Source organism: Hymenobacter gummosus, from assembly GCF_003970915.1.
Classification (GTDB): Bacteria; Bacteroidota; Bacteroidia; order Cytophagales; family Hymenobacteraceae; genus Solirubrum; species Solirubrum gummosum.
This window is the reverse complement of the sequence record NZ_RXOF01000003.1, coordinates 312363-336428: the sequence shown is the minus strand read 5'-3', so window position 1 is coordinate 336428 and position 24066 is coordinate 312363. Positions and strand designations below refer to the sequence as shown.

12 protein-coding genes are annotated in these 24066 nt (G+C 65.6%); 8 read left to right on the top strand and 4 right to left on the bottom strand.

Annotated features, from left to right (window positions below):
- Nucleotides 1-236 precede the first annotated feature (236 nt).
- From EJV47_RS07485 to EJV47_RS07450, 8 genes are all read left to right on the top strand, one after another.
- Nucleotides 237-3002, top strand: a complete 2766-nt coding sequence (locus EJV47_RS07485; protein WP_126692525.1) for an alpha-L-rhamnosidase — start codon at nt 237-239, stop codon at nt 3000-3002.
- Nucleotides 3003-3214: 212 nt separating this feature from the next.
- On the top strand, nt 3215-4366 hold the full coding sequence (locus EJV47_RS07480; RefSeq protein ID WP_126692524.1) for a sialidase family protein: 1152 nt from the start codon (nt 3215-3217) through the stop codon (nt 4364-4366).
- A 141-nt stretch (nt 4367-4507) separates the two neighbouring features.
- Nucleotides 4508-5926 (top strand): alpha/beta hydrolase family protein, encoded by a 1419-nt coding sequence (locus tag EJV47_RS07475; protein WP_126692523.1) that lies wholly within the window; start codon nt 4508-4510, stop codon nt 5924-5926.
- A gap of 156 nt (nt 5927-6082) precedes the next feature.
- Nucleotides 6083-7960: a right-handed parallel beta-helix repeat-containing protein gene (locus EJV47_RS07470; RefSeq protein ID WP_126692522.1), complete on the top strand. Its 1878-nt coding sequence runs from the start codon at nt 6083-6085 to the stop codon at nt 7958-7960.
- A 227-nt stretch (nt 7961-8187) separates the two neighbouring features.
- Nucleotides 8188-10329: an alpha-L-rhamnosidase-related protein gene (locus tag EJV47_RS07465; RefSeq protein WP_126692521.1), complete on the top strand. Its 2142-nt coding sequence runs from the start codon at nt 8188-8190 to the stop codon at nt 10327-10329.
- Nucleotides 10330-10405: 76 nt separating this feature from the next.
- Nucleotides 10406-11101, top strand: a complete 696-nt coding sequence (locus tag EJV47_RS07460) for an L-rhamnose mutarotase (RefSeq protein WP_243651058.1) — start codon at nt 10406-10408, stop codon at nt 11099-11101.
- A gap of 107 nt (nt 11102-11208) precedes the next feature.
- Nucleotides 11209-12273: a Gfo/Idh/MocA family protein gene (locus EJV47_RS07455; RefSeq protein ID WP_126692519.1), complete on the top strand. Its 1065-nt coding sequence runs from the start codon at nt 11209-11211 to the stop codon at nt 12271-12273.
- A gap of 150 nt (nt 12274-12423) precedes the next feature.
- The gene (locus EJV47_RS07450) at nt 12424-14010 is read left to right on the top strand and encodes an SLC5 family protein (protein WP_126692518.1); all 1587 of its coding nucleotides are present in this window, start codon (nt 12424-12426) and stop codon (nt 14008-14010) included.
- 264 nt (nt 14011-14274) lie between these two features.
- Here the strand turns inward: EJV47_RS07450 and EJV47_RS07445 are convergent, their stop codons facing one another.
- The 4 genes from EJV47_RS07445 to EJV47_RS07430 form a co-directional block, all read right to left on the bottom strand.
- The gene (locus EJV47_RS07445; protein WP_279389058.1) at nt 14275-16560 is read right to left on the bottom strand and encodes a DUF5703 domain-containing protein; all 2286 of its coding nucleotides are present in this window, start codon (nt 16558-16560) and stop codon (nt 14275-14277) included.
- A gap of 143 nt (nt 16561-16703) precedes the next feature.
- Entirely contained in the window at nt 16704-18140 is a 1437-nt protein-coding gene (locus EJV47_RS07440) for a sialate O-acetylesterase (RefSeq protein ID WP_126692517.1), read from the bottom strand.
- A 170-nt stretch (nt 18141-18310) separates the two neighbouring features.
- Nucleotides 18311-20365 carry an aceric acid hydrolase gene (locus EJV47_RS07435; RefSeq protein WP_126692516.1) on the bottom strand — a complete coding sequence of 685 codons (2055 nt, stop codon included), beginning with the start codon at nt 20363-20365 and terminating at the stop codon, nt 18311-18313.
- Between the two features lie 115 nt (nt 20366-20480).
- Nucleotides 20481-24008, bottom strand: coding sequence for a glycosyl hydrolase (locus EJV47_RS07430; RefSeq protein WP_126692515.1), 3528 nt, complete (start codon nt 24006-24008; stop codon nt 20481-20483).
- Between the last annotated feature and the right edge of the window lie 58 nt (nt 24009-24066).

Here is a 24066-nt window from a genome sequence, read left to right as displayed (position 1 = left end):
GTTAGATATTTGCTTATATGCGATGCTGAGAGCTTGCCACAACAAAGCATATCTTCTCCCTACCATGCCCAAATCCTAAAGCTTTATGCTAAGATCGTAGAATGTTGGCACGGGAAAAATGGTGAACTAGTGGACGCCAAAAGTGCCTAGCACCGCCCCGTGGCGCCGGCCCGTGTAGCGGCCGGCTTCCCCGCTGCTGTCGTAGCGGGGGCCGCGGGGTGCGGCTGCCCGTCCCGATGAACCTGCGCATTGTACTTTCTTCGCTTCTCACCGCCCTGCTGCTCACTGCCTTTCGCGCCGATAAGCCCGCCCCCGTGCAGCTGCGGCGCCTGCGCTGCGAGCTGCTCACCAACCCCGAAGGCATCGACGCCACCGCCCCGCGCCTGAGCTGGGAGCTGAGCGGCCCCGCCCGCGGCCTGGAGCAAACCGCCTACCAGGTGCTGGTGGCCTCCACCCCCGACAAGCTGGCCGCCGACGAGGGCGACCTGTGGAACTCCGGCCAGGTCAGCTCGGCCCAATCGGTGCACGTGGCCTATGCCGGCGCCCCGCTGCGCAGCCGCACCCGCTGCTACTGGAAAGTGCGCACCTGGACCACCCAGGGCCCCTCGGCCTGGAGCGCGCCCGCCCGCTGGAGCATGGGCCTGCTCAATTACCTCGACTGGAAAGGCCGCTGGATCGGCTTCGACCGCGCCTTTCCCGGCGACGACGAAACCAGCCACGCCCGCCTCTCGGCCCGCTACTTCCGCAAGGAGTTCAAGGCCGACAAGCCCATCCGCCAGGCCACGGCCTACATCATCGGGCTGGGCCTGTACGAGCTGCACCTGAACGGGCAGCGGGTAGGGGAGCAGGTGCTGGCCCCCGGCCCCACCGACTACACCCAGGGCGTGAAGTACAACACCTACGACGTGACCAGCCTGCTGAAAGCCGGCCCCAACGCGGTGGGCGTGACCCTGGGCAACGGCCGCTTCTACGCCATGCGCCAGCACTACAAGCCCTACAAGATCAAGACCTTCGGCTACCCCAAGCTGCTCATGCAGATCGAGGTAACCTACGCCGACGGCACGCGCGACATCGTCAAGACCGACGAGAGCTGGCAGGGCACCGCCGACGGCCCCATCCGCACCAACAACGAGTACGACGGCGAGGAGTACGACGCCACCAAGGAAATGCCCGGCTGGGCCTCGGCCGGCTTCGACGCCAAAAACTGGCTCAAGGCCGAGCTGGTGCAGGAGCCCGGCGGCGCCTACGAGGCGCAGATGAACGAGAACATGAAGGTGATGGAAACCTTGAAACCGGTGTCCATCAAGCCCCTGGCCGGCGGCAAGTACATCCTCGATATGGGCCAGAACCTGGCCGGCTGGCTGCGCCTGCGCGTGCAGGGCAAAGCCGGCGACAAGGTGACGCTGCGCTTCGCCGAAACCCTGCAGCCCAGCGGCGAGCTGTACGTGCGCAACCTGCGCGACGCCCGCGTGACCGACGTGTACACCTTAAAAGGCGGCGCGCCCGAAACCTGGGAGCCGCGCTTCGTCTACCACGGCTTCCGCTACGTGGAAATCAGCGGCTGGCCCGCCGGCCCGGTGCCCACCCTGGCCGATTTCGACGGCCGCGTGGTGTACGACGACCTGCCCACCACCGGCGCGCTGACCACCTCCGACGCCACCATCAACCAGGTGTACCGCAACGCCTATTGGGGCATCCGCAGCAACTACAAGGGCATGCCCGTGGACTGCCCGCAGCGCAACGAGCGGCAGCCCTGGCTCGGCGACCGGACCACCGGGGCCTACGGCGAGAGTTTCGTGTTCGACAACTCCCGCCTCTACGCCAAGTGGCTGCGCGACATCGAGCAGGCCCAGAAAGCCGACGGCAGCATCCCCGACGTGGCCCCCGCCTTCTGGCGCTACTACGGCGACAACGTGACCTGGCCCGGCACCTACCTCACCGTGGCCGACATGCTCTACCGCCAGTACGGCGACGAGCAGGTGCTGGCCCGCCACTACGATTCCATGCGCCGCTGGCTGGTCTACATGGGCCAGAACTACTCCGAAAACGGCCTCGTGACCAAGGACAAGTACGGCGACTGGTGCGTGCCGCCGGAGTCCAAAGAGCTGATTCATAGCAAAGACCCCGCCCGCAACACCGACGGGGGCCTCATTGCCAGCAGCACCTATTATCATATGCTGGACCTCATGCGCGGTTTCGCCAGCACGCTGAACAAGACCAAGGACGCCGACGAGTACACCCAGCAGATGGCCGCGCTGAAAACGGCCTTCAACCAGAAATTCCTGAACCTCGAAAGCTGCCAATACTCGAATAACACCGTCACGGCCAACCTGCTGCCCTTGGCCTACGGCCTGGTGCCGCCCGAGGTCGAGGCTAAGGTGTTCCAGAACATCGTGGATAAAATCATGGTCGAAAACCAGGGCCACATCAGCACCGGCGTCATCGGTACGCAGTGGCTGATGCGCGGCCTCACCCGGCACGGCCGCCCCGACGTGGCCCTGCGCCTGGCCTCCAACCGCGACTATCCGAGCTGGGGCTACATGGCCGCCAACGGCGCCACCACCATCTGGGAGCTGTGGAACGGCAACACCGCCGACCCGGCCATGAACTCCCAAAACCACGTGATGCTGCTCGGCGACCTGCTCATCTGGCAGTACGAAAACCTGGCCGGCATCAAGTCCGCCCCCGACGCGCCGGGCTTCCAGCGCCTGGAAATGAAGCCCACACCCACCGCTGGCCTGACCTCGGTGCAGGCCTCCTACCAGTCGGTGCGCGGCCTGATCAAGAGCAGCTGGAAGCAGGACGCCAAGCGCTTCAGCTGGAACCTGACGGTGCCCGGCAACACCAAGGCCCTGGTCTACCTCCCGGCCAAGGACGCCGAGCGGGTGCAGGAAGGCGGCAAGAAAGCGGCGTCGGCGCCCGGCGTGAAGTTTCTGCGCCAGGAGGGCGACCGGGCGGTGTTTGAAGTCGGCTCCGGGGATTATGCTTTCGTGGTTCGGTGACCCCACCCCCCCAACCCCACACTCGCTTGATGCGCGACATCCTCCGGGAGAGGGGGAGCCAGACATCAGCAAAGGTGGGCAATTGGCCCACCGCGAGATTCACTGATTTTATCGGTTCCACTACAAACCAGAATAATCCATTCCAGAACCCACCCCTCTCCCGGAGGATGTCGCGCATCAAGCGAGGTGGGCCGGGGGTGGGGTCACCGAACATGAAGCACACGCTTGCCTTACTACTCGCCAGCGGCCTGACGGTCGGCTGCTCCGTTGCCCAGAACCATCCGAAGCTGGCCGCCAACCCCTGGCAGCGGGCCGTCATCGTGGATGAATTCATCCAGGAAAAGATGCCCTTCCCGGAAAGCCACGCCGCCACCATCGTGGAGACGCCGGCGGGGCTGGTGGCCTCGTGGTTTGGCGGCACCAAGGAGCGCAACCCCGACGTGGGCATCTGGGTGAGCCGGCAGGAAAATGGCCGGTGGACCGCCCCGGTGGAAGTGGCCAACGGCGTGCAGAGCGAGACGCTGCGCTACCCGACCTGGAACCCGGTGCTCTACCAGGTGCCCGGCGGCGAGTTGCTGCTGTTCTACAAGATCGGGCCGAAGCCGGCGGAATGGAAGGGTTACCTGCGCCGCTCCACGGACAACGGCCGGACCTGGTCGGAAGCCCGGGCGCTGCCGGAGGGCTACATCGGGCCGGTCAAGAACAAGCCGGTGCTGCTCTCGAACGGCACCTTGCTCAGCCCCACCAGCACCGAGGGCAGCGGTGGCTGGCGCGTGCACCTGGAAGCCACGAAGGACAACGGGCAGACGTGGAGCATGATCGGGCCTATCGAGAACGGCCAGACCCAGGGCGCCATTCAGCCCAGCATCCTGAAGCACAAGGACGGGCGCCTGCAGCTGCTCTGCCGCAGCCGCGACCGGGCCATTCTGGAGTCGTGGTCGTCGGACCAGGGCCAGACCTGGACGCCGCTGGCCAAGACCAACTTGCCCAACAACAACTCCGGCACCGACGCGGTGACCTTGCAGGACGGCCGCCAACTGCTGGTCTACAACCACGTGCTGCCGCCCGGTACCTTGGCTAAAGGCCCGCGCACCCCGCTGAACGTGGCCGTGTCCAAGGACGGCAAGGAGTGGTACGCGGCCGCTATCCTGGAAGACTCGCCCATCAGCCAGTATTCCTACCCCTCGGTGATTCAGACCAAGGACGGCAAGGTGCACTTCGTCTACACCTGGCGCCGCAAGAGCATCAAGCACGCCGTCATCGACCTCAAGAAACTCAAGCTGGTCAAGATTGAGAACGGCCAGTGGCCGGCACTGAAGGGCTACACCGCCCCGACGGGCACGGCGGAAATCACCAAGGACTGACGCCAGCATGTAGCGCGGGCTTGGCTACGCCTTCCTTCGGTTCAGCCCGCGTCCGCCAGATAGTAATCCATAATCGTCCGCGCGTCAATTGTTCTGCGACAACCGTCCGGACCAACGCGGGCTGAAGCCCGCGCTACGCTCATGCTCAACAAACTCTGCCTTCTCACCGCCGGCCTGCTGCTGACCGTCGCCGGCGCCGCCCAGGCCCAGACGGCCGACGAGCAGTACCGGGAGCCGCTGCAGCAGGTGCTCGACGAGATTCAGCAGCGCTACGGCGTGAAAATCCGCCCCGATGCGGCCATGGTGAAGGACAAGTACGTGACCTATGCCCAGTGGCGCTTCCGCCCCGACGTGGACGAAACCCTGCGCAACGTGCTCGGTCCGCTCGATTACCAGGCCGCCAAAACCGGGGATAAAACCTACAAGCTTAAAACCTACCAGTACCACCTCAAAACCCCCGAGGAAGGCGCCGCGCAGCTCCGGGAGCTGGCCGCCCGCTACCACGACCAGGCCAGCTGGGAGCAGCGCCGGGCCGAGCTGCGCAGCTGCATGTGGTCGGCCCTGCGCCTTTCGCCGATGCCCGCCAAGCCCGCCAGCAAGCATATCGTGACCAACAAGCGGCAGTACGACGGGTACTCGGTGGAAAACGTGGCCCTAGAGACGCTGCCCGGTGTGTACGTCACCGGCTCCTTGTACCGGCCGCTCAAGTCCAAGGGCAAAATCCCGGTCATCATCAGCCCCGACGGCCACTTCGGCGACGGGCGCTACCGGGCCGATGCCCAGAAGCGCTGCGCCACGCTGGCCCGCATGGGCGCCATGGTCTACAGCTACGATTTGTTTGCCTGGGGCGAGTCGCAATTGCAGTTTAAAAGCGAGGACCACCGCCGCAGCCTGGCCATGACGGTGCAGGCTCTGAACGGCCTGCGGGCCCTGGACTTCCTGCTCGCCCAGAAAAACGCCGACAAGGACCGCGTGGCCGTGACCGGCGGCTCGGGCGGCGGCAGCCAGACCATGCTGCTGACTGCCCTGGATAACCGCATCAAAGTCAGCGTGCCGGTGGTCATGCTCTCAACCTACCACAGCGGGGGCTGCCCCTGCGAAAGCGGCATGCCGGTGCACCTCTGCGGGGGCGGCACCAACAACGCCGAAATAGCCGCCATGGCCGCCCCGCGCCCCCTGCTGGCCGTCACTGACGGCGGCGACTGGACCGCCCAGACGCCCGACGTGGCCTTGCCCTACCTCAAGAACATCTATGGCTACTACGGTAAGCCTGACTTGGTGCAAAATGCCCATTTCCCGAAAGAAGGCCACGACTACGGGGCTTCCAAGCGCCAGGCCATGTACCAGTTTATGGCCCAGCACCTGGGCCTGAACCTGCGCATGGCCCAGGACGCCGCCGGCCAGCTGGACGAGTCGAAAGTAACCGTGGAGAAGCAGGAGCAGCAGCTGGTATTCGGCCCGAAAGGGGAGGGGCTGCCGGCTGATGCCATCCGCAGCTTCGAGGCGTTGCAGGCCCTGTTTAATCAAAGCGCGCCGCAAGGACAGGCCCAAAAGAACTAGGCTCGTCCGCGAGTAGCGCTGACTTTCCAGTCGGCGCCGGCGCGGCACGCGCCGAGGCGGAACCGCGCCGCTCGCACTTTTTCAACTACCCAGAACTGCATTGCCGCGTTCCGCAGCGCGCCGAGTACCACTCAGCGCTACACTCAAACCCGCTTAATGACCCGCTCGATTTCCGCCAGCCTACTTCTCGCCGTCAGCCTGCTGAGCGCCCCAGCCGTTGCCGCCGACATCTGGGTGGCGCCCACCGGCTCCGACCGCAACCCCGGCACCGCCGCCCAGCCCCTGGCCACGCTGAACATGGCCCTGCGCCAGGCCCGCGACCTGCGCCGCCTCCGCGACGCCTCGGTGCAGAACGGCGTGCACATCTGGGTACGCGGCGGCGAGTACCGGCTGACGGAGCCTTGGCTTTTCCGCCCCGAGGACGCCGGCACGGCCACAAGCCCGACCATCATCGAAGCCGAGCCCGGGGAACAGCCGGTGCTCAGCGGCGGCGTAGCGGTAACGGGCTGGAAAAAAGCTGCGGCTACGGTGCCCGGTCTGCCCAAAGCGGCGCAGGGCCAGGTGTGGGTTGCCGACGCACCGCTGCTGAGCGGCCGCGGCTTCGATTTTCGGCAGCTCTGGGTGAACGGCCGCAAGGCCCTGCGCGCCCGCACGGCCACCGACGACAACCTGCCCCGCCTGCTGCGCTGGGACACCGACAAGCGGGAAGCCTGGATTCCGGCCGCGGCGCTCAGCGGCGTGACGCGGGCCGGGCAGCTGGAAATGGTGCTGCACCAGATGTGGGCCGTGAACGTACTGCGCGTAAAGTCGGTGCTGGTGCAGGGCAAAGAAGCGCGGGTGACGTTTTACGAGCCCGAAAGCCGGGTGCAGTTTGAGCACCCCTGGCCCCGGCCGATTATCAACGGCAAAAACGGCAGCTCGGCCTTTTACCTGGCGAATGCCGCGGAACTGCTCAATCAGCCCGGCGAGTGGTACTACGACCAGGCCCGGCGGCAGGTACTGTACTGGCCCCGTCCCGGCGAAACCATGAGCACGGCCCAGGTGACCGTGCCCGCGCTGGAAACCCTGGTGCAGGTGGCCGGCTCGCTCGATGCGCCGGTGAGCCACGTGCAGTTCAAGGGCCTGACCTTCGCCCACACCACCTGGCTGCGCCCCTCCGAGCAGGGCCACGTGCCCCTGCAGGCCGGCATGTACCTGCTCGACGGCTACTCCCTGGCCCGGCCCGGCACACCCGACAAAGCCGGCCTCGAAAACCAGGCCTGGATTGGCCGCCCGCCCGGCGCGGTACAGCTCTCGGGGGCCGACCACACCCGCTTCGAGCGCTGCCGCTTCGAGCACCTGGGTGCCGCCGGCCTCGACTACCAGCAGGGTACCCACGACGACGCCATCGTCGGCTGCACCTTCCGCGACGTGGCCGTGAACGGGCTGCAGCTGGGCAAGTTCTCTGACCCCGGCATCGAAACCCACCTGCCCTACAACCCTAAGGACGAGCGGGAAATCTGCAGCAGCGAGCTGGTGGAGAATAACCTCTTCACCGACTGCGGCAACGAGGACTGGGGCGCCTGCGCCATTGCGGCCGGCTACGTGCGCCAGACCACCATCCGCCACAACGAAATCAGCCAGGTGCCCTACACCGGCATCAGCCTGGGCTGGGGCTGGACCAAGACGGCCAACGCCATGCAGGGCAACCGCGTGAGCCAGAACTACATCCACCACTACGCCCAGCACACCTACGACGTGGCCGGCGTGTACACCCTCTCGGCCCAGCCCGGCACCGTCATCAGCGAAAACCGCGTCGATGAAATCGGCCGGGCGGCCTACGTGCACGACCCGGACCACTGGTTTTACCTCTACCTCGACGAGGGCTCCTCCGGCATTACGGTGCAGGACAACTGGTGCCCGGCCGAGAAGTTCCTAGCCAATGCCAACGGCCCCAACAACGTCTGGAAAAACAACGGCCCGATGGTGGCCGAGGCCATCAAGCAGGCCGCCGGGCTGGAGCCGGCTTTCCGCGACCTGCGCGGTGCCCGCTGACGTGCGCCTCACCCCCCGGCCCCCTCTCCGAAAGAGGAGAGGGGGAGCCAGTCGATACACAGAACGATCTTATGAGAAGACTTTTTCAACTGCTCCCTCCCAACACGTCCGCCACTCCGCCTCAAGAAAATAGAAAGCCGAAACAAGCCCCCAAGTCGTCTGGCACCCCCTCTCCTTTTCGGAGAGGGGGGCGGGGGGTGAGGCGCTTCGTCTGGGCCGCGCTGGCCATGCTGGCCGCCGAAACTGCCCAGGCCCAGCAGGCCGCCAAAGCCACCTGGATCTGGTACCCCGGCGACTACGAAATCTGGCTCAGCAACCAGATGCAGAACCGCCGCACCGAGCGCGGCTCCTTTTTCCCGCCCTTCTGGCGCCTCGACAGCCACTACCCGCTCATCGACTTCCACCAGGACTTCGACCTGAAAGAAGCCGAGCAGGTAGAGCTGCGCGCCGAGGGCCAGTACAACGTCAAGCTCGACGGCAAGCTCATTACCGGCTACCCCACGCGCCTGACGGTGCCCGCCGGCAAGCACCGGCTCAACATCAAGGTCTACAACCAGCAGTACGTGCCGGCCGTGTTCGTGCAGGGCAAAACCATAGCCACCGACGGCAAGTGGCTGGTGACCTACGAGGACAAGGAGTGGATTGACGCCTCGGGCAAGGTCTCGGACCAGTCGGGCACTACGTGGCTGACGGCCGGCTCCTGGAACTTCAACGAGGCCCAGGCGCTGCCCTCGGCTTTTAAGCTCAAGACCGCGCCGCGCCGGGCCGCCAAAGTCACCCGCAACCCGGACGGCAGTATGCTGGTGGATTTCGGGCGCGAAACCTTCGGCTACGTGCGCCTGCACGGGCTGCAGGGGCAGGGGCCGGCCACCTTGTACTTCGGCGAATCCAAGGAGGAGGCGCTGAGCGTGGAGGGCTGCGAGACGCTGGAGCGCCTGGAGGTGAATCAGCCGCAAAAGGCTGACAAGCTCACGACCTTGACCAAGGCCTTCCGCTTCGTGAACATCCGGCCGGAAAAGGGCGTGACCCTGGATTCGGTGTCCATGCTCTACGAGTACGCCCCGCTGACCGAGCGGGGCCGGTTTCGGTGCTCGGATGAGCAGCTGAACAAGATCTGGGACGTGGCCGCCTACACCATGCAGCTGACGAGCCGGGAGTTTTTCATCGACGGCATCAAGCGGGACCGGTGGGTGTGGTCGGGCGACGCCTACCAGAGCTACCTGATGAACTACTACCTGTACTTCGACACGCCGACCGTGAACCGCACCACCTTCGCCCTGCGCGGCAAGGACCCGGTGACCAGCCACGTGAACACCATCATGGACTACACCTTCTACTGGTTTATTGGCATCTACGACGCCTACCAGTACTCGGGCGACAAAACCGTGGTGCAGCAGCTCTACCCGCGCATGCAAAGCCTGATGGACTACTGCCTCGCGCGTCGGAACAAGGATGGCTACATGGAGGGCCTGGCCGGCGACTGGGTATTCATCGACTGGGCCGACGGGCTGAGCAAGAAGGGCGAAGTCAGCTTCGAGCAGCTGCTCTTGTGCCGCAGCCTGGAAAGCATGGCCCTGTGCGCCAACTTGGTGGGCGACCAGGCTGGCGCCCGGAAGTACCAGCAGCTGGCCGCCGACCTCAAAGCCAACATCTTCGCTACCTACTGGAACCCCAGCAAGGGCGCCCTGGTGCACAGCCGCGTGAATGGGCAGCCGACGGAGAACGTGACGCGCTACGCCAACATGTTCGCCATCTTCTTCGACTACCTCAGTCAGGAGCAGGAGCAGCAGGTGAAAAAATCGGTGCTGCTCAACCCCGAGGTGGCCAAAATCACCACGCCCTACATGCGCTTCTACGAGCTGGAAGCCCTTTGCGCCCTCGGCGAGCAGCCCTACGTGCTCAAGGAAATGAAGAACTACTGGGGCGGGATGCTCAACGAAGGTGCGACGTCTTTCTGGGAAGAATACGACCCCACGAAGAAGGGCACTGAGCACCTGACGATGTACGGCCGGCCCTTCGGCAAAAGCCTCTGCCACGCCTGGGGCGCCAGCCCGATCTACCTGCTGGGCAAGTACTACCTCGGCGTGAAGCCCCTCTCGGCCGGCTACGCCACCTACGAAGTGGTGCCCAAGCTCGGCGGCCTGCAGTGGATGGAAGGCTCGGTGCCCACGCCCCAGGGCGACATTGCCGTGCGGGCCACCACCAGGGAGCTGAAAGTGAAAGGCCCCAGCGGCACCGGCACGCTGCGCTTCAAAAGCAAATCGAAACCGAAGTGCAAAGGCGCCAACATCCAGGCGAAGGGCAACGGCAACTACGAGCTGCAGCTGCAGCCCGGCCGCGAGTACGTGGTGACCTATCAGGCCATGTAAGATGGAACGACCTCTGCGAACCTCCGCGCAACCCTCTGCGAACCTCTGCGAGAAACGCCGCCCGCGCGTCTTGGCAGTGCTCCTGCTGTGGCTGCTGCCGCTGCTTGCCCCCGCCCAGAGCCCCGGCGAAACCTCGGTGCTGGTATTGACCACCTTCGACCACAAGCTACCCAGCAGCAGCGTGGTGGAAGCCGCCTGCCGGCAACAGGGCGTAGCTGGATGCAGCCTCTACCGCTGGCAAAACCACCTGTACGTGTACGGCCCCGCCGCCGGGGTAGCCAAGCTGCCACGTGCCCTGCACGAAGCGTACCCCAAGGCCGGTATCAAGCTCTACGCGGCTCCCTTTTACCGCTTCGACCGGCGGCGCTGCACGGACCAGGGCACCGCCGGGCAGTGGACCAACATCCTGCTGACCGCGCAGCTGGTAGCCGATACCGTCAAGCAGAACGAGTATATGCAGTACCACGCCACCCAGTTTGAGCAGTGGCCGGAAGTGTCGCAGGGCTTCTGCAATGCCCGGTTTCAGCAGCTGCTGCTGTTTCGGCAGGGGCGGCGCCTGCTGCTGGTCATCAGCATTCCGAAGGGCACAACGCTGGCTGAGCTGAACCCGCTGACCACCCGCAACAACCCGCGCGTGGACGAATGGAACCGCCGCATGAGCCAGTACCAGGAAGGGCTGCCCGGCACCAGACCCGGCGAAGTCTGGGTGTTTCCGCAGCCCGTGCCGCCGCTGGCCCAGCCGAAACCGGTCCGGAAGCAGCGCGGGCTTTAGCCTGCGTCCCTCAGATAGTAACCTCAATCATCCGCCCGGGATTCGTGCCGCGGCAACCGTTCGGGCGGACGCGGGCTGAAGCCCGTGCTACAATCAACTACCAATCAATGCTGAAAATTGCCATTCTGGGTCTGGGCGAGGGGAGAAGCACCATGTCGGCCGCCCTGCAGAGCGAGAAGCTGGAGCTGCGCGCCATCTGCGACCGTAACGAGGAGCTGTGCCGCCACCGCGTGGCCGAGTTTCAGTTCCAGGGCCGCGTCACGCCCGACTACCAGGACCTGCTCGACGACCCCGAAATCGACATCATTGCCATCTACACCCCTGACCACCTGCACGCTCAGCACGTGGGCCAGGCCCTGCGGGCCGGCAAGCACGTGGTCTGCACCAAGCCCTTCATCGACGACCTGAGCCAGGCCAAGGAGCTGCTGGCGCTGGTGGAGCAGACCGGCAAAAAGGTGTTTGTGGGCCAAAGCTCCCGCTTTTTCGAGCCCATGAAGCGGCAGCGCGCCGACTACGAAGCCGGCCTCATCGGGGAGCTGATAACGGTGGAAAGCTACTACCACGCCGACCACCGCTGGTTTCTGGCCAAAGGCTGGTCGTTGCAGGAAAGCTTCAAATGGCTCTACGGCGGCCTCAGCCACCCCGTCGACTTCATCCGCTGGTATTTGCCCAACATCGAGGAAGTCATGGGCTACGGCATGCTCAGCTCGAACGGACGCGAAGGCGGCCTCAAGCACCAGGACACCATGCACTTCATCTTCCGGGCCACCGACGGCCGCGTGGCCCGCGTGAGCGGCTGCTACACCGGCCCCGTCCAGCCCGTCACCCGCGACTCGGAAATGAGCTGCGTGCTGCGCGGCACCGAGGGCGCCAGCCAGGGCGACTACATGGACCTGCGCTACGCCATAACGGACCGCACCGGCGAGGAGCGCATCGTCACCTGGGAGCATAAGCTCAAGCACTACTTCCGCTTCGAAGGCAAAAGCCACCACGCCGGCGAGTACCAGAACTACCTCGAATACTTCGCCGACTCCATCACCGAGGGCTTCACCGCCTACCCCGACGTGCGCGAGGGCATCGGCACCATCGCCCTGCTGCAAGCCATGGACCGCTCCCTGCAAACCGGCCGCCCGGTGAAGGTACAGGAGCTGCTCGACGAGCACGGGCTGTGACCCCACCCCCGGCCCTTCTCCGCTTGATGCGCGGAATCCTCCGGGAGAGGGGTGCGTTCTGATGCACCAAGAATAATCACCCTGAAATTCTAGCCTTGCGTCTGGCACCCCTCTCCCGGAGGGGAGGGGCCGGGGGTGGGGTTCCTCCGCATGGCAAACAATCTACTCGGCCACCTGAGCCCCTGGGACTACGCCATCGTGGCCGCCTACGTCGTCATCCTCGTGGGCATCGGCTACCGGGCCAGCGCCTCCAAGAAGGAGCAGACCGAGGACTCTCAGTTTCTGGCCAGCAAGTCGCTGGGCTGGGCCAGCATCGGCTTCAATATGTGGGGCACCAACGTGGGGCCGTCCATGCTGCTGGCGTTTGCCAGCATCGGCTACAGCACCGGCATCGTGGCGGTGAATTTCGAGTGGTACGCCTTCGTGTTCCTGTTTTTGCTGGCCACGGTGTTTGCCCCGCGCTACCTGGCGGCCCGCGTCAGCACCATGCCGGGCTTCATGGGCCAGCAGTACGGCGGCTCGACGCAGAATATCCTGGCCTGGTACGCGCTGATCAAGATTCTGATTTCCTGGCTGTCGTTGGGTTTGTTCTCCGGCGGGGTGCTGGTGCGCCAGATTCTGGGCATCCCGATGTGGCAGTCGGTGGTTGTGCTGGTCTTGTTCGCGGGCTTTTTCACCTTCGCCGGCGGCCTGAAAGCCATTGCCAAGGTTAACGTGTTCCAGATGCTGCTGCTCATCGGCGTCTCGCTCACGCTCACCATCATCGGCGTGCTGAAAGTGGGCGGCCTCCCTCAGCTCTGGCACAGCGTGCCGGGCCACTACTGGAACCTCATCCAGCCCGCCGCCGACCCGAAATACCCCTGGTACGCCATCCTGCTGGGCTACCCCGTGTCGGCCGTGGCCTTTTTCTGCACCGATCAGGCCATGGTACAGTCGGTGCTGGGCGCGCGCAGCCTGGAGCAGGGCCAGCTGGGAGTCAACTTCATCGGCTGGTTGAAAATCCTGTCGCTGCCGCTGTTCATCCTTACCGGCGTGCTCTGCTTCGTGCTCTTTCCCAATCTGGCCAGCCCCGATCAGGCCTACATGACGATGGTCACGAGCCTGTTCCCGGCCGGCCTCAAGGGCCTGGTCATCGTCGTGCTGATTGCCGTGCTGGTGGGCACCATCAGCTCCTCGCTGAACGCGCTGAGCACCGTCTTCGCCCTCGATGTGTACGCCCGCCGCATCAACCCCGACGCCTCCGAGAAAGACGTGGTGCGCATCGGCCGCCTCACGGTGCTGGTGGGCTGCGCCTTTGCCGTGCTCATGGCCCTGGCCATCGACGCGGTGAAGGGCCTGAATTTGTTCGACGTGTTCCAGGCCGTGCTCGGCTTCATCGCGCCGCCCTTGTCGGCCGTGTTCCTGCTGACGGTATTCTGGCCGCGCACCACCCGCCGGGCCGTCAATTTCACGCTCTCTTTCGGCTCCGCCTTCAGCCTGGGCGTGGGCGTCGTCTACCTCTGGGTGCTGCCGCCGAGCAAGTACACGTTCTGGCCGCACTACCTGGTCCTCTCGTTCCTGCTGTTCGCGGTGCTGCTGTTGGCCGCCGTCGTCATTTCCCTGCTCGACGGCACGCACCAGCCCCGGCCCGCCTTCGACCGCACCGCCTTGCCCGCCACCACGCCGCGGGTGAAGCTGCTCTGGACCGCCCTGGCCGTGGTAATGGTGGCGCTGTACCTGGTGTTCAACGGGCACTGAGGCGGTGAAATGATGAGATGGTGAAGTGGTGAGTTAGCGAATAGTTGTCAGAACGAGCGGGGATACAGCCGCGTAGCGGCGCCACGTCAATAGAACGAGAAATACGTTGAACAACCGAGCTCCGTAGAAGCGGCACCTTGACCGCGCAGGTCGGGTGCCGCTCCTACGGAGCTCGGTTATTTTGCATACTCGCTTAAGCTATTGACGTAGCGCCGCTATGCGGCTGTGAACGATTGGAGATGAGCAAAATGGGGGGGCGTGGGGCTACTTTAGCAGCACCTCCACATCCGCCCGCCGCGCCTCGGGCGTCACCTGGAGCTGCGTCACCTTGCCATCTTTCACGGTGCACTCCACGGTGGTCTGATACGGCGCGTGGAGCTTGAAATGCACGTCCCAGCTCTTGGACCAGGCGGGGAGGAGGTAGATTTTCCGCTCGTGGGTCTGCAGCAGCATTTCCTGCAGGCCAATCATGCCCGAGCCGCCCCAGTTGTGGTCGGGGGCCCAGTCGTAGCCGGGGCCCCAGAAGGCGGGGAAGCGGCGGCCCGAGTCCTGCAGCTTCTGCACGGTGAGCAGAGCGGCTTCGTCGGCAAGGCCGAGGCGGGCGGCGAAGATGTTGTGCTGCTTCCAGCCCACGTAGGAGCGGAATTTCTGCACGTCCGGGTCGAAGCGGTAGGTGTTTTGGGCCGTTTCGAGGTCGGGCCGGCCGAGGCCGTACAGGTCCCAGGGAAACACCGGGTACAGCTGCGGGCTTTCCACGTTGTTGACTCGTTCCCAGCTTTTGGCGGGTGAAATCAGCTTATGCCCGTCGATTTCGCGGAAGCTGATGGCCGGGAGGCGGCCGAGCATGGCCGTCCAGGCTTTGCGCTGCTCCTCGCTGCCGGTCTGTGGCGGTAGGGCCAGCAGGCGCGTCAGCACCGTGCGCAGGCCGCTGATGGTGGCGGTGGAGTTGTAGGCCATCTTGTACGTCTCAGCGCCCGAGCCGGGGTAGAGCACCAGGTGGCCTTCGCCGTCGAGGGCCTTGGCGCCGCGCTGCCGGGCCAGCTGCTGGTAGTGCTGGTCGAAAAAGGTCAGGCAGCTTTCGATGAAGGGCAGGTAGGGCCGCACGTCCTGGCCGGCGTACTGCTCCGCGTCGAGCATCATCAGGCAGAATTCCAGTACGGTGTCCCACTCGTATTCCAGCCAGGCGTTGTACTCCAGGCCCTTGTCGAAGCCCGGCGGCCGTTTCCAGTTGTACTCGGCGGGGTTGGGCAGGCCGAAGTTTTCGAGCTGCTCGGTAAAGCAGGCGCCGGGGTGCTGCCAGTAGGTCTGGCTGCGCAGCTCGGCGTTCCGCAGAATGCGCAGGTAGAAGTCGAACTGCGGTTTCAGCAGGGCCGCGTCGCCGCTTTTGAGCAGGGGCCAGTACACCAGGCGCTGGTTCTGGGCCGTGTGGGTGCCGCCGCCCCAGTTGCGGAAATCCGGGGTGAACTTCAGCGTGCTGTCAGTCAGCGCCGGGTCGTAGGTGAACAGGCCGCCGTTGAACTTGGTGGGCCACTGGCCCAGCGCGTTGCAGCCGAGCAGGTAGCGCATCAGCTGGTAGTTGCGGCCGGCCTGCCACTCGGGGCGGTTCTGCGCGGCTTTTCCGGGCTGCACGTGGACGAAGCTGCGCTGCCAGAAGCTGCGCCACCAGGCCAAAGTCTGCTGCCGGGCGGCTTTGGGGTTCTGCTGGGCCGCTTTCTGCGTCTGCAGCAGCTGCTGCTGCCACTGCGGCAGGCTGGGCGCGTAGCTGGTGTGCAGGGCCAGGGTGAGGCTGTGGCTGCGGGCGGCCCGGCGGCTTTTCAGCGCGTAGGCGCGGTAGGGCGTGCCGAGGTACTGGGCGTCGGTGGTGCCGGCGGGCTGCATGTCCGTGCCCGTCAGCGCGCCGCCAAAAATCAGGTTTTGCAGCGGGTTGTAGAGCTGCGCCTTGACGGCTTCGAGGCCCTGCTGGCGCACGGTCACGTCGAATACCGTTGCGGGGCGGTTCTGGTGCACGAACTCCACCGCGTTATTGCGGAAGCTGAGGCTGTCGTGACGCGTCTTTACCTCGCCCTGCGGCGCCCACTTGTAGGAGTTCTGGTTGTTTTCCTTGCCCTTCAGCACGCGGTCCTGGTAGCGCCAGCTTTCGTAGCGGGCTTCGGCGGTCAGGGGCTTATTGCTGCTGACTTCGACGTGGACGACCGGCCGGAACACCTCCACCCAGATGTGCACCTGGGCTTTTAAGCCGTTTTTCTCCCCGGTCAGCGTCACGTCGCCCTGCTGCAGGTTCAGCGTCTGCGCGAAGGATCCGCCGTTGTCGAACGGGTTCGGGGTGAGGCGCAGCCGCACGCGGCCAAGCTTGAGCAGGGAGTTGTTTTCGTCGAAGGTGCCGCTGCGGGCGGCGTAGAACAGCACGTCCCCGGCTTCGCTCCACACGTTCATGCCCACGTCGCCGCCGCCGCAGGGCATAGATTCGGCGGCGTTCCGGCTAGGGCTGGTCCAGGTGATGTTGTTGCTCGGTAGCTCGGGGCTCTGGGCAGCGGCTTGGAGGCTGGTCAGCAGGAGCAGGAATGCCCAGATACAGGTTTCTCGCAGAGGTCCGCAGAAGAGACGCAGAGGTTCGCAGAGGACGTGCCAGAACAGCTCTGCGCACCTCTGCGTAAACCTCCGCGAACCTCTGCGAGAAATGACGTCAGGAACCCTCATTGCGCCCAATCGTCAGTGCGGAACGACGACACCGGCAAACCCTCGGTGCTGAACAGGGTGGCGCGGGTAAAATCCTGGAACGCGTAGCGCACCGCCACCGGCTGCTTCACCTGCTCAGCCGACACCTTCACCACGCTGCCGTCGATGCTGGCTTTGGCCGGGTACCACCGCTGATCAGCGCCGGCCACCTCGAAGCCCGTCAGCGCCTCGCCGAAGCTGGTCATGCCGTTGGGTGCGTCGCGGAACCGGACCACGGCCGTGCCTTCCTTGATTTCCAGCGACTCATACGCCGGGCTCACCGCCCCGAAGCCCTTGCGGCCGTAGGTTTTCTGCAGGGCCAGCAAGGCCAGCCGTTGCCCGCCGGGCTCCTTGCGCATGGGGTGGATGCCGGCTTCCTCGCCCACGTCGAGCAGCACCGCCATGGCCGCGTTCGGAATCTGGCTTTCCGCCTTGCGCTGGGCGTCGCGGATAAAGGCCGAGTTGAACTTGCCGCCCTTGTTGTAGGGCGGCAGCTGGGCGTAGTTGTAGGGCGCAATCTGGGCGTAGTAGAACGGAAACTCGCCCTGGCCCCATTCGGCGCGCCACTGCTTCACCAGCGCCTGCAGCCGGTCCGGGTACTCGTCGGGGTGCTCGTAGTTCGACTCGCCCTGGTACCATAAGGCCCCGCGGATGCCGTAACCGGCCACCGGGTGCAGCATGCCGTTGTAGAGCGTGGTGGGCGTGCGGTTCACCACCTTGATGGAGTCGGTTCGGGGCGGAATCGTCACGCCCGCAAACTGCCGCAGGGTTTCTTCGCTCATCCACGCCTCGATAGTGGAGCCGCCGTAGCTGCAGTTGATCAGGCCCACCGGCACGTGCAACTGCTCTTGCAACAGCCGCCCGAAAAAGTACGCCGTAGCGCTGAAGTTCGATACGGCCTCGGGCTCGGCTACCTTCCAGGCGAAAGGCTTGCTGTTGTCCTTGGGCGCGGTGCGGGAGGAGCGCGGCACGTTGTAGAGGCGGATATTAGGATTGGCCGAATGCAGAATGGCCTCGTTGGAGCCCAGAATGGGCTGACCCTTGAAGCCCTTCATCGGCATTTCCATGTTCGACTGCCCCCCGCAGATCCAGACCTCACCCACCAGCACGTTCTGCAGGGTCACCGGCTTGTCGTCGCCGCTGACGCTGAGCGTATAAGGGCCGCCGGCCGCCGGGGTCTTCACCCGCAGCTTCCAGCGGCCCTTGTCGTCGGCCTGGACCTGGTACTTCTGCTTGGCCCAGGAGGGCGCCACGGTAATTTTGCTGCCCGGCCGGGCCCAGCCCCAGACGGCGCACTCGGCCTGCTGCTGGAAAATCATGTTGTCGGTGAAGATGGACGGCAGGCGCAGCTCGGCCCGCAGCAGCAGCGGGGCCAGCAGCAGGGCGGCGGAAAGCAGGAAGGGTCGGGTGTTCATGCAGGAAAGGGAGCTAAGAATAGCTCCCCTCCTCAGATGAGGAGGGGTCGGGGGTGGTTGAAAGGTTAGGGCTAAAATTTAGAATTAGATGATGTTCGGATGGCGGATCAACCACCCCCAACCCCTCCTCATCTGAGGAGGGGAGCTAATTCTAGCTCTAACTGTAGACGTTACCGGCTCAGCGGAATCCACACTTCCATGTCGGCGTGGCCGCGGTTGCCCCAGGCGTAGTAGGGCACCAGCGTCAGCGGCACGGCAGTGGGCTTGCGCGCCGATACCGGGCGGTAGAGCTGGCTGCCCGACCATTTTCCCTCGGCGCTCAGCAGCCCCTTGCCGGTCAGGCTCATCACCCGGCTGCCCTCGATGGTAATGGGTTTGGGCGTGAGCTTGGTACCGGCCGGGATGGTGAGGGCCGAGAGCGGCTGGCCCGCTGGAAAGTCCTTGGTTTCGAGGCAGTACACGATGGGGCCGCGCTTCACGGCTACCTGGTTGCGGGTTTCTTCCACCAGCGGATTGGCCTCTACCAGCTGCGCCGGCATGGGCAGCTGCAGCTCCACTTGGTCGCCGGCTTTCCAGCTGCGGTTGATTTCGGCGTAGCTGCCGGGCGTCAGGGCCACTTGCTGCGCTTTGCCGTTGACCAGCACCTTCGCGCCCTCGGCCCAGCCCGGCACGCGCAGAAACACGGAAAACGCCGCGGCCGGGGCTTCCTGGATCATTAGCTGCACCGCGCCGTCCCAAGGGTAGTTGGTGGTTTGCCGGAGCTTGACGGCCGCGCCGTCTTTGAGCTTGGTGGTCAGGTCGTTGGCGCCATAGAGGTTCAGCCACAGTCCTTTGTCAGACACGCTATAGGCGTAGTTGCCCACTTCGGCCACGGTGCGCACCACGTTGGGCGGGCAGCAGTTGGAGAGGCTGATGTAGTCGACGCGGTCTTTGCTCCAACGCTGGTGGAAGGGCAGCGCGTCGGAGTAGGCCAGGGGGTTGGTGTAGAGAAACTTCTTGCCGTCGAGGCTGATGCCGCTGAGCACGCTGTTGTAGAGGGCGGTTTCCAGCACGTCGGCGTACTTGGCGTCGCCGGTGAGCTGCAGCATGCGCCAGTTCCAGAGCACGTTGCCGATGTTGGCGCAGGTTTCGCCGTGGGCGGTGTGGTTGGGCAGCTGGTAGTCGCGGCCGTAGGCCTGGTGGATTTTCTGCACCGTGTCGGGCTTGTAGGCCGTGCCGTCGGGCGACACGCCGTCGTACAAAGCCCCGCAGGCGCCCGTCACGTACATTTTGTGCTGGGTCACGTCGTCCCACATCTTGTTGAGGGTCGTGAGCAGGGTGGCGTCGCCGGTTTCGGCGTACACGTCGGCCACCCCGGCGAAGAGGTAGTTGGCGCGCACGGCGTGGCCGCCGGCCTTTTGCATCTGCCGGAAGGGCAGGCGGTCCTGGTTGTCGTCGGTGCCGATGTCGCCGGCCAGCCCGCGGATGTCAATCAGCTGCCGGGCCAGCTCCAGGTAGCGCGGGTTTTTGGTGGTGCGGTACATTTCCACCACGCCCATGTAGTGCGAGGGGCAGATGGCGTTGCGCGCCAGCTCGGGGGAGGAGCGTTTGTAAAAGGCGTAGAGGTAGTCGGTGGCCTTCTTCGCCAGGTCCAGCATCGAGGTCTTGCCGGTGGCGCGGTAGTGCACGCAGGCGGCCGTCATCAGGTGGCCCAGGTTGTAGCTCTCGAAGTTCAGCCGGTTCTGAAACGCGGTGCTCTGGCCCGTATTGATGGCCGCAATGGTGGCCTGGGTGTTCAGGTAGCCGTCGGGCCGCTGGCACTTGGCAATGACGCGGATGGCCTCGTCCATCATCTGGTCGAGCTTCGGGTCCTTGGTCTGGGCGTAGGTAGCCGCCACCGATTCCAGCAGCTTGTAAAAGTCGCCGTCATGGAAGGAGGGGCCCATGTGCGTGCCTTTCTCCAGGCCGGCCGCAATTTCAAAGTTGCGGAAGGCGTGGTTGCGCACCGGGTCGTGGTACAGGGCCCACATGGTCGGAATCATGGACTCGCGGCAGACCTGAAACCGCTCCCCCCAGAAGCCTTGGGGCTGCCACTGCACGCCGCCCAGGTCCACCGCGCTGAGCCGGGCGTGCTTGCTGGCGGTGGTATTGACAAGGCCTTTGTCCTGGGCCGCCGCCGGGCGGGCGGCCACGGCCAGGCCGGTGAGCAGGGCGGCGGTGAGAAGCTTATGGGTGGGGAAATTCATGGCGTTTGCGGAGAAAACCAAGTCGTCATGCAGAGCGCAGCGAAGCATCTCGCGTGCTGATGCCAGGTAGAAATTACTATCCGGCGAGATGCTTCGCTGCGCTCTGCACGACGTTCTATTTTGAGGTCTTTGAATCAGTTTCAGTAGCCGTGCTGATGACCACCGGCCCGAGCAGCCCGGCCGGCAACAGCGCCTTGGTGGCAGCCGGGGCGGGGGCCGTGGTGAGGCTGGTACGGCGCTGCTCCAAGGGCAAAGCGGCGTCGCCGATGAGGCGGTTGGCCCAGGTGTTGGTCACGCGGATGCGCAGCTGGTTGTCGCCCTTGCGCACAGCGGCGGTGATGTCGAGGCGGTAGGGGGCGGTCCAGGCCGTGCCGACAGGCTGGCCGTTCAGCTCGACTTCCGCGAGGTTGTTTACCTGCCCGAGTTCGAGGTACACGCGCTGGCCGGGCCGTTTTTTCGCCCTGTAGCGGAAGCTCTGGGTGTAGTCAGCGGTGCCGGAGTAGTGGCGGATGGCCGCGTCAGCGTGCTTGCTCCAGTCGGTCAGCTGCGGGAACGGAACGGGCTGGGCCGGGCCGCCGGCTTTAGTATCGAACTGCACCTGCCAGGGGCCGCCGAGCGGCTGCGCAGGCGCGGTGGTCAGCCAGTTCGGGCCGCTGTGCACCGTTGTCTGCGCGGTCGGCTGGCGGAATACGACGAACAGCGAGCCACTGGGTTCGAGGCGCAGCGGCAGGCGGGTGCGGCCGTTTTCCTGCGTCCAGTCCTGCGCCGGCCGGATTTCGCTGGTTACCGCGTCCCACAGCTCCGGCTGCCGCCCCGCCACGCGCAACGACAGCTCCACGGTCTGCACCGAGTCGAGCTGGTTGGAAATGAAGTAGAGGTCGAACTGCTCGGCGGTGCGGTGCGTCCAGGCCAGGCCGCGGGCGCGCTGCCCGCTGGCGTAGTGGGCCGTCACGTCGCGCGGCAGGCCCAGCGGCTCGAAGGAGTCGACGGTATAGGGGCCGCGTAGCAGGTGACCGGGCGCCTCCGTTCCCGGTTTCGTTGCCGCAACCGCCGAAGGGGCGCCAGACGAGGCGGAAGCCTGGGCGCCGCTTGCACTGGTAAGCTGGGCGGTCAGCTGCTGCACCTGCTGGTCGGCCTGCGGGAAGTTGCGTAGCTCCGGGGAGCGGGCGGGCTGCCGGTCGAGCAGCACGGTGGCGCCGGCCTGCACCAGCTCCCGCAGCTTCCGGGCCACTGCCGGCGTCATGGAGGTGCTGTCGGGCCAGAGCGAGGTGGCGCCGGGCACGACGAGCAGGCCGTAGCTGGCCCCGCCGGGCAGCTCGATGCGGCCGTTGCGCACCCGGGCCAGGCGCAGCAGCGCGTCGGGGTTGAACGAGTCGTAGGCGTAGCCGTGGAGCGGGTCCACCAGCATGTCGGCGGTGAAGCTGCCGGCCGTGGCCGATACTTTCTCGGGCATTTCGCGCATGGGCACGCCGGCGTTGGCCAGGCGCTTTTGCTCGCTACGCACCTTCGCGGGGCCAAAAATGCCGGGCAAAGTGGCCGTCAGGCGCTCGGGCAGCACGGCGCGGCGCGGGGTTTCCTCGCCGATGAACACCGCTACATCGACCACCGGGCGGCCGAGCTGCAGCAGCGCCTGGCAGCGGCGGGCGTAGTCAACCCAGGCGCGGCCGGGGCGCCACCAGGTCTGGTCGCGCTGGAAGTACAGGCCCACGCCGTTGAGCGTCATGCCCGGCTGGCGGTCCAGCCAGGGGTTGTGGGCGAAGACGTGGTAGACCAGCCGGTTGACGCCCAGCGCGTAGTTGCGGTCCTGCACCGCTTTGAGCATGGCCGGGTGCTCGTCCCAGGCCATGCGCAGCTCGGTAAACGACTCGGCCTGCACCACCTGCTTGCCGTAAATGTGCGCGCCCGACACGGCGTCGAGCATGTCGTTGGGCTTGTCGTGGGTGGGGCTGCGCAGCCAGAACTCGCCCATCGGCGCATCCACGTGCTGGTAGTGCAGCAGCCCGTCGCTGACCATGGTGGGGGCAATGGCTTCGGCCGAAAAGCTCACGCCCTTGGCCTTGGCGGCGGCCGCCAGCGTCACGTAAAACTTGTCATTGACCAGCTCGGCAATGGTCTGGCGCACGTCGAACAGGACGCGTTCCGACACCTCGGCGCTCTGCAGGGGCACGCCGGCCAGCACCGGCAGGTAGGGCAGCAGGTCGTAACCCCGGCGCTGCTGGAATTCGGCCGCAAAGTTCTGGGACCAGTTCTGGGAGCCGCACTCCCAGCTGTCGACGTGCAGGGTTTTGAGCACCCGGCCGGCCAATTCGGGGCCGCCCTGGCGCAGGGCCTCGCCGAACCAGCTGTCGAACTGCAGCTGCACGGCCACGGGGTTGAACTTGTCGCACTCCAGGCCCAGGGCCCCGCCGCCGGTGTAGTTGGTGTAGCCGGTGGCGGTGTGGCCCACGCGCAGGATAGTCCAGCGCCCGGTCGGGGGCGTCCAGCTCAGGCGGCCGTCGGCACCCAGCTTGTCGGTAAGGTTGAGCACTTTGCCCAGCGGCACGCACAAGGAGTCGGGCAACTGCCGGGCGGTGCTGCGCGGACTCACGCGCCAGACTTCCCCGTTTTTGCCCTCGTACTGGTTGATGCGCGCCTCCGCCGACAGCCGGATTTCCGACACCTTCAGCGAGGGTTTCCACTTGGCCGCGTCCAGGTCTTCGCCGCCCGGCTCGGAGCCGGCCGGGTCGTAGCGGAAGCGGAAAAACCGGGCCGTGGTGGTCGGCAGCGCGTGCGTGACGGCGCTGCTGTCCTGCCAGCCGCTGCGCGGCGGTGTCAGGCGCAGCACGGGCCGGAAAGTCTGCCCATCCTGGCTGGCTTCGATGATGAGGCGGTTGGCCTGGTAGTTATAGCCGTTGGAGCGGATGCGCAGCGAGCGGGCCGTGAAGGGCTTGTCGAAAGCGTACTGAATCCAGCCCGGCTCGGTGAGCTTGAAGCCGTCCTTGTTGCCGGCCACGGTCAGCCGCTCGGGCTTGCCCTCCTTGGCGCTGCTCGTTACGGTGGGCTTGGTGGTGTAGGTCGATACCCCGCCGCCGGTGGGCGTGGGGTAGGCGTACACGGCAATGTCGCGGTAGTAGCCCTTCACCGCCGCCGGCTGCGGCAGCTGGATGCTTTGCTTGCGGCCGCCGGTCAGCCGGGTTTCGCTGAACACCACCTTCTGCATGGCCAGCTCGGGCGTAATCCAGGGCCCGCCGGCCAGGGCGAATCCGTCGCTGACGTGCATGGCCAGCTTCAGGCCCAGGCGGTCGGCTTCCGCCATGGCGTGGCGCACCATCTGCCACCAGCGGGGCGAGAGTTGCTCAGCCGGCGGCGTGACGAGCGGCTTGTCGTCGGCGCCCCGGATGGGCATCAGGTAGGCCCCGCCGATACCGGCCTGCCGCATGGCTTCCAGGTCGGCCGTAATGCCTTCGGGCGTCACGGCCGCGTTCATCCAGTACCAGAACACCCAGGGCTTGGCCGCGTCGGGTGAGTTCTGGAAAGCGGCCTGCAAGTTTGCCGCGGTAGGCGGCGCCCCGGACTGCGCCCAGGCCGGTACCGGCAGCAGCCAGCTCAGGGCGGGCAGCGCCAGGGTCAGCAGGGACAGGGGAAGAGTGCGCCGGTGGAGCATGGTTTTGTATGCGTTTTGCTAGCACGTCATGCTGAGCTTGTCGAAGCATCTCTACCGC